Raw genomic sequence first — 10359 nt, forward strand, 5'->3', positions numbered from 1 at the left:
CCGGTTCATCAGCGTCGACCCGGTCTTCGACACCGACGACCCGCAATCCATGACCGGCTACGCCTACTGCTCCGCCGACCCGGTCAACTGCGTCGACCTCGACGGCCGCTTCGGCTGGAAGAAATTCTTCAACAAGGTCGGCGCCGTCGCCTCGGTCGCCTCGATGATCCCCGGCCCGATCGGCACCATCGCCGGAGTCGTCTCCGCCGGCGCCTACCTCGCCGCCGGGAACCGTACCGAGGCGCTGTGGGCCATCGGCGGCGCGGCCGCCGCCCTGGTCGGCGCGGGTGCGCTGGTCAAGGGCGCCCGCGTCGCCGTGGGCGTGGCAAAGGCCGCCAAGGCCATCTCCAAGGGCGCCCGCTACGCAGCCAAGGGCGCCCGCACGGCAGCGCGTGGACCGAAGGTCGTTCGTGAGGCGCGCGCTACGGAGAGAGCGATCAGGAAGGGAATGACGCCAAAGGTAGGCCCCGAAATCGCCTCTCGTATTGCGCGTGGCAATCGTATTCATGCCATCGCAAAGGGATTGTCACGGCCGCTCTAAAGGCTAAGCTCGCGGATCCACGTCGACCGGGCGATTCCGGGCACCAAGGGCCGTCTGCGCCCGGACTGGCGGTTCGGCCGCCATATCGTTGAGATGAAGCGAGGATCAGCCGCCGGCATCCAGGAAGGCGTCGAAAAGCTCGGGAAGTACCGCGAAGCGCTCGGCGAGAAGGGGACAAACTGGCTGCTCACCTATCCAGAGCGGCCGGGTCATGGGTGGTATCCGTGGAAGTGGCGCCTGCGTAGGATCAGGCTGTGAAGACGGCGAACAAGCGGCGCATCAACGACGTGGTCCAACGGGCGGTAGCGAGTGCCGGTCAGCTTGGTCTCAAGCGCGTCCGCCAGGGAATCTGGGCGGCCGAGCAGGGCGAGGTGCGTTGGGAAATCGAGGCTCTGTACGAGTCCGGGTACGGTGACGGGATCTTCAGGGTTGGATGGGGCGTGCTTGCGCCCGGCGCGGCGCATCTCATTGAATTGGAGGAGTCAGACGGCATCAACGACGCCACAGTGGGTGGCGACGCTGGGAGTCTGGCTCTGAAAAGGCGCAGCATGGTCATGCTATGCGTTCAGGGTGCGGAGGTGAGTCTGGCCCATCGCCTGCTTTGGCGCGCCCGTCCTGAACCAGACGATGTGCTTATCTCACGGATTTCCGCGTGGCTCTCCGGGCCCATTAGCGAACTATTCGACTCTCTAGCCTCCCGGCCGCAGATAGTTGATTTCCTGGAGAACCGGGATGCCCGTTACGGGCGAGTACCGATGCACCCTGAGGGCCGTGGGCAGGTGCTACTGACGATTGCGGCTCTCAAAGGGCTCGACGGTGACTTGGCTGGAGCCCTGGATAGCCTGAATCACTACCGTGCATACCTCGGGACGTCGGGCGACTCGTACCAAATTCTATCCGCAAAGGTGGACAGAATTGAGCAACGGATTTCACGGATGGGCCCATGATTGCCGACCTCGGTCGACGGATATGACGCATATGCCTCACTCGGGATTGACGACTCCTTGATACTCCGGATCGTCTTAATACGGCAGCCCGGGTTCGTTATGTAGATGACCGGCGATGAGTTCAGCCTGGCCTGGGCTGGTCGGCGTGTCTGCGGGTATGGAGACGGCCGCCGGTTGATCATGCACTGTTTGTGAGGACAGATGAAGATCGTGCGGCGGCCGCTGGGCACAGCGTAGACGCCGAGGGGTGGCTGGCGGAGTTCGACACCGGGTTCGCGTGGATCGCGGGCCGGTTCTCGCGGGTCGAGCCGCGCCGGCAGGCCCGCTCGTTCCTGCTCGGGCTGCTGTCGGATGTGGACACGCGGTCGTGTTGGCAGCTTGCCGAACAGGCAGGAAACACCTCCCCGCATGCGATGCAGCGGCTGCTGGGTGAAGCGGTGTGGGACGCCGACAAGGTCCGTGACGACGTGCGGGGCTACGTGATCGACGCCCTCGGCGACCCGGCCGGGGTGTTGATCCTGGACGACACCGGTGACGTGAAGAAGGGCGTGCACACCGTCGGGGTGCAGCGGCAGTACACCGGTACAGCGGGGCGGGTGGAGAACGCGCAGGTCACGGTCTACCTCGCCTACGCGGCACCGGGCGGCTACACGCTGATCGACCGGGCGGTCTACCTACCCAAGGCGTGGACCGACGACCCGGATCGGTGTGCCGCCGCCGGCATCCCGGCCGATGTCGGGTTCGCCACGAAGCTCGTCCTGGCCCGGCGGATGCTCACCCGCGCCCTGGACGCCGGCACCCCGGCAGCGTGGGCCACCGCGGACGAGGCCTACGGCGGTGACCGGCACCTACGCCGTGACCTGCAAACCCGCGGGATCGACAACGTCCTGGCCGTGGCCAAGAGCCACCACGTCACCGCCCGCCCGGTCGACGGCCCGGTCCGCGTCGACCGGCTCGCCGCCGACCTACCCGACAAGGCATGGAACCGGCTGTCCGCCGGCGCCGGGTCCAAGGGCGCCCGTGACTACGACTGGGCCTGGATCGCGATCACCCCGCCCCCGGACGAAACCAACGGGCAGCACAGCCTGCTGATCCGCCGCCGCATCAGCGACGGTGAGCTGGCCTTCTACCGCTGCTGGTCGGCCCGACCAGCAGCACTGCGCACGCTGGTCAGAGTGGCCGGGACCCGCTGGTCGATCGAGACCTGCTTCCAGACCGGCAAGAGCATCGGCCTGGACGAACCGCAGGTCCGCCGCTGGCACGCCTGGCACCGCCACGTCACCCTCGTCATGCTCGCCCACGCGATCCTCACCGTGATCGCTTCCCGCGAACGCGCCCACCGCCCAGCCGACCACGAACTGATCCCGCTCACCCTGCCCGAGATCCGCCGCCTCTTCGCGAAGCTGATCACCAACACCGTTCACACCATCGACCACTGGCTCACCTGGTCACACTGGCGACGCCAACACCAAGCACGCGCCCGGACCAGCCACTACCGCCGCCGCCAAGGCCATCAACCAGCATCTACATAACGAACCCGGGCTGCCGTATTAACCGGCTGCAGTCTGGCGACAGAAAGTGGCATCACCTTTGGCCAGCCCCACGTCGGACCGCGCGCTCAGGCCGCCATATTGTTGTATGGTGTCTGTATGGCAGTTAAGAAGGTAACGGTCACCCTCCCCGAGGAGTTGGTGGCGGCACTCGGTGCGGCGGCCCGTGAGGACGGCGTACCGCTGTCTCGGCTGGTCGCCAGCGCGGCCGAGAGTGAACTGCGGCGGCGGGTCGGGCGGCGACTGGTCGCAGACTGGCAGGCCGAACACGGTGCGTTCACCGTGGAAGAGATCGCCGCGGCGCGGGCGGAGATGGCCGCTGCCGATGCCCAGGCACTCAGCGGGCCCGGTCAGGTGGCGGCGTGAGCATTCCCTACGTCTATGACGCCGGGGTACTGCTTGCGATCGACGGCAATGATCGGCGGATGTGGGCGATCCACCACCTGGCCGTGGAAGATGGGAGACGGCTGCTCATCCCCTCCGTCGTCGTAGGCCAGGCGTGGCGCGACCCTCGCCGCCAGGTCCAGCTCGGCCGGTTCCTGCACAGCTGCGAGATTGTCCCGGTCGGCCTTGAACTCGCGAAGGCGGCCGGCGTCCTGTGCGGCAAGGCCGGCACCCGTGACGTTGTCGACGCCAGCGTGGTCACCGTCGCTCTGGCCTGCGGCGCGATCGTCTTCACCAGCGATCCCGAGGACATCGCGCAGCTGTCGGCAGCTTCGGACGTCAAGCCGGGGCTGGTCATCCGCCGCCTCTGATCAAGGCGGGAGTCCCGCCTTCGGCGATCAGTCGACCGGTCGCGTCAGGCCATCCGCCTCCGTACCGGCGAAAGCGCCACGATCGGCCCTTGAGCTGCGGGAATGTGGTTCGTTTTCTGCCACATCCGGTCCACCCGAGCGAAATGCCCTGGTGAGGGGGATCCCACACCGGGGCATTTGTCATTCCTGATCCCCGGCTCCACCTCTCCGGCCTGTTGGCCATAATTCGGACCGGTCGCTAAAGTGGCTACTATGGAGACCATTCCGATCACGGAAGCCAAGGCCCGGATCGCCGAGCTCGCCGACCGGGTCGCTCGGGAGCACGACCATTTCACGATCACCCGCAACGGCCGCGCCGACGTAATGCTGATCTCGGTCGCCGAATATGAGTCGATGCGGGAAACGCTCGACCTGCTGTCCGACCATGAAGCCCTCGCCGACCTGCGCCAGTCGCGGGAGGATTTCGCCGCCGGCGACACGTTCCCGATGGACGAGGTTCGCGCCGAGCTGGAGCGGCGTCGCAACAGGGCCGCCTGATGCCTCCCGGAGGCAAGCGGGCGGACGGTGGCACCACCGAACCGCCCAGCCCTTACACCGTGCTGTTCTCCCGGCAGGGCCGTAATCTGCACGAGGACCTGCCGTTGGAGGTGGCGGTCGCGGCGACGGAGACCATCCAGCACGCAATCGCGATCAACCCCTATCGGGTCGGCAAGCCACTCGACGAACCCTTCGACGGCTTCCACTCTGCCCGCCGCGGCACGTACCGGATCATCTACCGCATCAATGAGGCCAAGCGGGTCGTGGAGATCCACTCCATCCGACACCGGCGCGACCCCTACCGCTCGTAGGGCAGGGCCAGCGAAAAAACCGGATCGCACCGCGCGCGTCGTCGTGCGAATGTGGCGGGCGTGCCCCAGCCGATCCTGCGTACCGACCGTCTGCTACTGGTTCCCCTCGCGGACCGGCATCTCGACCTGGAGATCGAGCTCGACTCCGACCCGGAGGTGCTCCGCTACCTCTTCGGCCGGGCGCGCTCCAGGGGCGAGGTGGTCACCTCGCACGCGTGGCGGATGGAGGTGGGCGGCCGGGTGGACGGTCTGGGCTACTGGATGGCGTTCGGGTCCGCCGACGCCGGGCCGGGTTCGACGCCGCCGGCTCGCGAGGACGAGGGTGACTTCGTCGGCATGATGATGCTGCCCCCGGCGCACGGCCCCGACCAGCCCGACGATCCGACCGTCTCCGACCTGGGTTACCGCCTCCTCCGGCGGCACTGGCGCAAGGGCCTGGCCAGCGAGGCGTCCCGTGCCCTGCTGCGGCACGCCTTCGACACCGTCGGGCAGCGCCGGGTGATCGCGCAGACGATGGCCGTGAACACCGGTTCCCAGGGCGTGATGAAGGCCGTCGGCATGCGCCACGTGCGGACGTACTTCCCGACCTGGGAGGACCCGCTGCCGGGGGCGGAACTCGGTGAGGTGGAGTACGAGATGACCCGGGAGATGTGGGCGGAGCACCGGAGCGCTCGCTGAGACCGGTACGCCTCGCTCCCGACCCGCGGGTGCTCAAGCACACTCTCCATCCGGCGCCGGTACGGCGGCCAGGTGGGCCAGGGCCTCGGCGCTGCGGCTGCCCGGCTCGGGGGTGCCGACCAGCAGTTGCTGGCCGGGTGCGTCGCGGACGTCGAAGGTCTGGTAGGTCAGCTCGATCCGCCCTGCCTCGGGGTGCTGGATGACCTTGAACATGCGGGTCAGGCCCCGCACGGTCTGGTCCGTCCAGCGGGCGCGGAACTCCGGGGAGTCCCGTCGCAACTCGGCCACGAGCGTCCGGATCCGGGGATCTTCGGGGAAGAGGCCGGCGTTGAGCCGCAGGGCGTGCACGACGTTTTCGGTGAGGGTCGGCCAGTCGGGAAAGACGGCGCGTGCCCGTGGGTGTTGGAACAGCACCCGGACCATGTTGGTCGGGCCGGTGAACGGGGAGAGCAGGGCAGCCGCGACGCGGTTGGTGGCCAGCACGTCGAACGCGGGGCTGAGTACGTAGGCGGCGGAGGTGGGGAAGGCGTCCAGTAGCCGCAGCAGCGCCGGGTGGACGGAGTCCCGCGAGTTGTCGGGACCGAGGCGGGGGTTGAGCCCCGCGAGCCGGAAGAGATGGCCGCGCGCGTCCGGGTCGAGGCGCAGGGCCCGGCCGATCGCGTCGAGTACCGGTGCCGAGGGGTTGCGTTCCCGGCCCTGTTCGAGCCGGGCGTAGTAGTCGGCGCTCACCCCGGCCAGCACCGCGATCTCCTCGCGGCGCAGCCCGGGTACCCGGCGGTCGCCGCCCCCGCGCAGTCCGACCTCGCCGGGGTCGACGCGGGCGCGGTGGGCCCGGAGGAATTCCCCGAGCCGGTTGGTATCGGGCACGTCGACCAGCCTAGGGCTCCCGGCGGAACTCCCGGCGAACATGCCGCCCTCATGGCAGGAGTGCGCTGCCTGGGTGTCGTGCACCCAGGAAACCTCGCCCTTCCCCAGCCCTCATGCCCGCTGGACCGTTGGACCCGCGGCGCATTGCCGCAGGCCCGAGCAGGACCAGGAGGATCAATGGGGAACAGTGCGGACTCGAAGATCATTCTCATCACCGGCGCGAGCAGCGGCATCGGTGCGGCGACCGCCCGCCGCCTGGCCGCCGACGGCCACCACGTCGTGCTCGGCGCCCGGCGCGTCGACCGGCTCGCCGCACTCGTCGACGAACTCCGCGCCGCCGGGGGTAGCGCCGACTACCATGAACTCGACGTCACGAGCCGAGACAGCGTGCTCTCCTTCGTCGAGCGCGCGCACGACCGGCACGGCCACATCGACGTGCTGGTCAACAACGCCGGTGTGATGGCCCTGTCCGCCCTCGACACACTGCGGGTGGACGAGTGGGACCAGATGGTCGAGGTGAACCTGCGCGGCACCATGTACGGCATCGCCGCCGCGTTGCCGCTGATGCGGGCCCGCGGCACGGGACACATCGTCAACATCGGCTCCACCGCCGCCTACCGTGTCGACCCGACGGCCGCGATCTACTGCGCCACCAAGTACGCGGTCCGGGCACTCACCGAGGGGTTGCGGCAGGAGAGCCGGGACGTCCGGGTGACCCTGGTGAGTCCCGGCTACACCCACTCGGAACTCACCGAGCGGGGCGGCGACCCTCAGGTGCGGGCTGCCGCCCGTGCGGCGGCCGAGGAACTGGGAATGCCGGCCTCGGCGGTCGCCGACGCGATCGCCTTCGCGATCGCCCAGCCCGACAGCGTCGACGTCAACGAGATCATCGTCCGGTCCACCGTCCAGGGCTGACCACTGATCACGAGGAGCACATCCATGAGCGAAGCGCTCGAGATGACGACATTCCGGCTCGTCACCGGCCTCACCGGCGCCGATTTCGTCAACGCCAACGAGGACATCAACGACTACCTACGGCGTCAGCCCGGCTTCCGGTGGCGACGCATCGTCCAGGACGACGACGGCACCATCACCGACGTCGTCGCGTGGGACTCCGCCGCCGACGGCCGGCGCAGCGCCTCGGGGATCATGACCGAGATGGCCGACTCCCCGGTGCATGCCACCATCGACCACGCCACCGTCGACTTCCGGATCGTCCCGGTCCTGCAACACGTCGAGTGACCCCGTGCCCCGCCCGCCCACCACAACGGTGGTGTCCGGCGGACGAGGTCGCAGCCAGTCCAGTCAAGTGGCGTCCCGGTGACGCCTCGACACCAGAAAGTGCGGGCAGTCATGCGTGCCGTGGTACTGCGGGAGTTCGGTGCTCCACTGCGGGTCGACGAGATCGACCAACCCACCGCCGGGACCGGTCAGGTGCTCGTGCGGATCGTGGCCAGCGGCGTCAACCCGTTGGACACGAAGATCCAGGCGGGGAAGGCCCCGCACGCCCGCGTCCAACCGCCGGCGGTGCTCGGCCTGGACCTGGCCGGCGTCGTCGAGGCCGTGGGCCCGGACGTCACCGGCTTCGAACCGGGTGACGAAGTGTACGGGCTCACCGGCGGCGTCGGCGATCTGCAGGGCTCGCTGGCCGAGTACGCGGCCGTGGACGCCCGGCTGCTGGCGCGCAAGCCACGCGCGCTTTCCATGCGGGAAGCCGCCGCGCTGCCGCTGGCCCTGATCACCTCCTGGGAGGGGCTGATCGACCGGGCCGGGGTCCACGCCGGGCAGAAGGTGCTGGTGCAGGGTGGCGCCGGCGGGGTCGGGCACGTCGCCGTCCAACTCGCCCGGTCCAGGGGCGCCGAGGTGTACGCGACGGGCGGCCCGTCGAGCCTGCCGGTGATCGAGAGCCTGGGCGCGGTACCGATCGACTACACCGCCGTCGGCGCGGAGGAGTACGTGGCGCGGTACACCGCGGGTCAGGGGTTCGACATCGTCGCCGACAACGTGGGCGGCGCGACGCTGGACGCGTCGTTCGCGGCGGTGCGTACCTACCACGGACACGTCGTCAGTGCGCTGGGCTGGGGTTCGCACTCGCTCGCACCGCTGTCATTCCGTGGCGCGACCTATTCCGGGGTGTTCACCCTGCTGCCCATGTTGACCGGACAGGGCCGTGAGCACCACGGCGAGATCCTGCGCGAGGGCGCGGCACTGGCCGACGCCGGCGCGTTGCGGCCACGACTCGACCCGCGCCACTTCACTCTCGACACGGTCGGGGAGGCGCACGCCCTGGTGGCCGGCGGCACCGCGGCGGGCAAGGTCGTCATCGACGTGGCGGGCTGAGCGCCGCCGCCCGCCGGCGGGAACCCGCACCCGGGGGAGTGACCGGCCGGGCCCCGCGACTTCACCGCCGCGGGGCCCGCCGGCCGGCTCACCTGCGGGTCTTGGGCAGGTCGAACTGGTCGGCCTTGCGGCAGTCCTTCGGGCCGCCGATCGCGCTCTTGCCGAGCCGGTCCAGCGTCTGCCGGGCCCGGTACCGGCCCAGGTTCCAGGCGTACCAGGGGTCGGACTGCTTCAGGTCCTTGGCGATCCAGCTCAGCGTGCAACGGCGTACCGGGTCGGGGAGCTGGCTCAGCGCGGGCGTGGCGTCGGCGGACAGCGCCCGCAGGTACCAGGCGTCGATCTTGCCCGCCTGCTCGTACCGGACGATGTTGCGCCGGGCCGCGTAGTCCTCCGGGTTGAGCACCGCCAGGCCGAGCAGCATCGCCACGGCGAGCGCCACCGTGGTGCCCGGGATCCACCGGCCCTGCCACCGGACACCGGCCGCCAGGACCATCAGGAAGACCGCCCCGAGCAGCAGCTCGAACGCCATCACGAAGATCCGCTCGCCGGTGAAGCTGTAGACCTTCTGGTAGGTCCACATCCGGGACAGCGCCGACACCACGATCACCACGCTGAGCGCGCTCAGCAGGCCCAGCAGCACGCGCAGCACGGTCCGCTCGACCGGCCGTTCCCGGCTGGCCCAGCGGCTCACCCCGCCGAGCACGGCCAGGGTCAGCAGGGTGACGAAGAGCAGTTGCCAGAAGCCGCTGCGGGCGTACTCCGAGTAGCTCAGCCCGGCGACCTTCTGCACGTGCCGCTGCCCGCCGAAGAGCACGGCGAACTGCACCACGACGAAGCCGGCGAAGAGCACGGTCAGCGCCCCGATGGCCGGGGCCCATTCCAGCAGCCCGAGGCGGCGTCCGCTCGGCTTGTCCACGGTGGACAGGTCCGGCGGGGCGGCCAGGGTGTAGACCGCCGCGACAGCGATCAGCCCGCCGACCGCCGCCAGGAAGATCCCGCGGATCACCGACGCGACGTTGATGTCGGGGACGATCGCGCTGAGCACCTCATCGAAGGCCGCGTCGGCCGAGGCGAGCAGGGCGCCGAAGACCAGCAGCACCAGCACGGTGGCCGCGATCGAGCCGACGATCCGGCGGACCGTCCCGGCCTCGGGGGAGGCGGTGATGTGCCGGCGTACCCAGGGCAGGCCGCGGAACGCCGCGAACGGCGTCGCCACCAGACTGAACAGGATCGACCGGACGAGCCGTCCGCCGACGATGGCCAGGGTCGCGCAGCCCAGCGCGCCGAGGACGCAGAAGGTCACCAGCCACCAGGCGTTGCGGAAGGCCAGCACGGCCAGCAGCGCCAGGGCCGCCGCCGCCCAGCCACCGCGGATGAGCCGCTCGGGGCGGGGCAGTTCGGCGGTGTGCCGCCGTACCGCCAGCAGCACGCCCAGGGTCAGCGCGAGCCAGCCGAGGAACCAGCCGATGCCGACCCGGTTCAGCGGCACGAAGAACGCGACGCCGAGCGCGCCGGCCAGCACCCCGAACGGGACCGCGCGGCCGGCGGCCTGCTTCGGCCCGGGCCAGCGCACGCCGAGGAACGACGTCCGGGGTACGGACGGGCGGGGCCCCCAGGGCGCGCCGGGCTGCGGCGGAAAGGTCTGCCAGGGTGCCGCCGCGGGATACGGGTGACCCGGTGCCGGCTGGCCCGGCCCGGGCGGGACCGGCGCGACGGTGCCGGGGATCGGTGGCGCGGCCGCCGGTGTCCCGGCGGCACTCGCGTTCCCGACCGGTGCCGGGCCGGCCTCCGTCGGCGGGGCGGTCGCCGCACCGGCGTTCGCCGCGACCCCTG

Annotated in this window: 13 protein-coding genes; 11 read left to right on the forward strand and 2 right to left on the reverse strand. The window is 70.1% G+C overall.

What is annotated here, in order from left to right; translation table 11 throughout:
* From EFE23_RS28310 to EFE23_RS26175, 8 genes are all read left to right on the forward strand, one after another.
* A partial coding sequence (locus EFE23_RS28310) for an RHS repeat-associated core domain-containing protein (protein WP_199737245.1) occupies positions 1-541 on the forward strand: 541 nt, incomplete at its 5' end.
* Positions 542-795: 254 nt separating this feature from the next.
* Complete coding sequence (locus EFE23_RS26145; protein WP_123243553.1) at positions 796-1488, forward strand: hypothetical protein; 693 nt, start codon at positions 796-798, stop codon at positions 1486-1488.
* A 251-nt stretch (positions 1489-1739) separates the two neighbouring features.
* A complete protein-coding gene (locus EFE23_RS26150) occupies positions 1740-3020 on the forward strand; it encodes an IS701 family transposase (RefSeq protein ID WP_123243564.1) in 1281 nt (426 codons plus the stop codon).
* Positions 3021-3137: 117 nt separating this feature from the next.
* Positions 3138-3404, forward strand: coding sequence for a hypothetical protein (locus EFE23_RS26155; protein ID WP_123243554.1), 267 nt, complete (start codon positions 3138-3140; stop codon positions 3402-3404).
* Positions 3401-3793, forward strand: coding sequence for a type II toxin-antitoxin system VapC family toxin (locus EFE23_RS26160; protein ID WP_123243555.1), 393 nt, complete (start codon positions 3401-3403; stop codon positions 3791-3793). Before EFE23_RS26155 ends, EFE23_RS26160 begins: the two co-directional genes overlap by 4 nt.
* Positions 3794-4045: 252 nt before the next feature.
* Entirely contained in the window at positions 4046-4330 is a 285-nt protein-coding gene (locus tag EFE23_RS26165) for a type II toxin-antitoxin system Phd/YefM family antitoxin (protein WP_123243556.1), read from the forward strand.
* Positions 4330-4641 (forward strand): type II toxin-antitoxin system RelE family toxin, encoded by a 312-nt coding sequence (locus EFE23_RS26170; RefSeq protein WP_123243557.1) that lies wholly within the window; start codon positions 4330-4332, stop codon positions 4639-4641. Before EFE23_RS26165 ends, EFE23_RS26170 begins: the two co-directional genes overlap by 1 nt.
* Before the next feature lie 60 nt (positions 4642-4701).
* Positions 4702-5319 (forward strand): GNAT family N-acetyltransferase, encoded by a 618-nt coding sequence (locus EFE23_RS26175; RefSeq protein ID WP_123243558.1) that lies wholly within the window; start codon positions 4702-4704, stop codon positions 5317-5319.
* 33 nt (positions 5320-5352) lie between these two features.
* Here the strand turns inward: EFE23_RS26175 and EFE23_RS26180 are convergent, their stop codons facing one another.
* A complete protein-coding gene (locus EFE23_RS26180) occupies positions 5353-6186 on the reverse strand; it encodes a helix-turn-helix transcriptional regulator (protein ID WP_233601150.1) in 834 nt (277 codons plus the stop codon).
* Positions 6187-6363: 177 nt separating this feature from the next.
* Between EFE23_RS26180 and EFE23_RS26185 the strand changes: the two genes are divergently transcribed.
* The 3 genes from EFE23_RS26185 to EFE23_RS26195 all read left to right on the forward strand — a co-directional run bounded on the left by EFE23_RS26185 (position 6364) and on the right by EFE23_RS26195 (position 8526).
* Entirely contained in the window at positions 6364-7101 is a 738-nt protein-coding gene (locus EFE23_RS26185) for an SDR family oxidoreductase (protein WP_123243560.1), read from the forward strand.
* 24 nt (positions 7102-7125) lie between these two features.
* Positions 7126-7428, forward strand: coding sequence for a hypothetical protein (locus tag EFE23_RS26190; RefSeq protein WP_123243561.1), 303 nt, complete (start codon positions 7126-7128; stop codon positions 7426-7428).
* Positions 7429-7539: 111 nt separating this feature from the next.
* On the forward strand, positions 7540-8526 hold the full coding sequence (locus EFE23_RS26195) for a zinc-dependent alcohol dehydrogenase family protein (RefSeq protein WP_123243562.1): 987 nt from the start codon (positions 7540-7542) through the stop codon (positions 8524-8526).
* A gap of 88 nt (positions 8527-8614) precedes the next feature.
* Here EFE23_RS26195 and EFE23_RS26200 read toward each other — a convergent pair.
* Positions 8615-10359 (reverse strand): DUF4153 domain-containing protein (locus tag EFE23_RS26200; protein WP_233601151.1); only part of this gene is annotated, 1745 nt, incomplete at its 5' end.

Origin of the sequence: Micromonospora solifontis (assembly GCF_003725545.1) — a bacterium.
In the GTDB taxonomy this organism is placed as follows: domain Bacteria; phylum Actinomycetota; class Actinomycetes; order Mycobacteriales; family Micromonosporaceae; genus Micromonospora; species Micromonospora solifontis.